The following is a 543-nucleotide window of genomic DNA, read 5'->3' on the forward strand; positions in this document are numbered from 1 at the left end:
GGTTCTGTTGCAAAGTTTTAAATCTACTATCAAATAAGGTAGAATAATAGAAAAAGATAGCAGGAGGAATGACGATGAATCATTTTAAAGGAAAGCAATTTCAGCAGGATGTGATTATTGTAGCCGTGGGCTACTATCTTCGTTATAACCTTAGCTATCGTGAAGTTCAAGAAATCTTATATGATCGTGGCATTAACGTTTCTCATACGACGATTTATCGTTGGGTGCAAGAATATGGCAAACTACTCTATCAGATTTGGAAAAAGAAAAATAAAAAATCCTTTTATTCATGGAAAATGGATGAAACGTACATCAAAATTAAAGGAAAATGGCATTATTTGTATCGAGCCATCGATGCAGATGGTTTAACCTTGGATATTTGGTTACGTAAAAAACGGGACACACAAGCAGCCTATACTTTTCTTAAGCGGTTAGTGAAGCAGTTTGATGAACCGAAGGTTGTAGTCACAGATAAAGCCCCCTCTATTACAAGTGCCTTTAATAAACTAAAAGAATACGGCGGCTTTTATCAAGGGACAGAAC

The 543-nt window shown here is 35.9% G+C and carries 1 protein-coding gene; it reads left to right on the forward strand.

Annotation, left to right across the window (positions count from 1 at the left end; all coding sequences use genetic code 11):
- Window positions 1-74: 74 nt before the first annotated feature.
- Window positions 75-543: IS6-like element IS1216 family transposase (locus EF384_RS09630; protein WP_199729748.1), on the forward strand; the 469-nt coding region annotated here is incomplete at its 3' end.

The sequence above is a fragment of the Aerococcus agrisoli genome (genome assembly GCF_003797145.1).
GTDB lineage: Bacteria > Bacillota > Bacilli > Lactobacillales > Aerococcaceae > Aerococcus > Aerococcus agrisoli.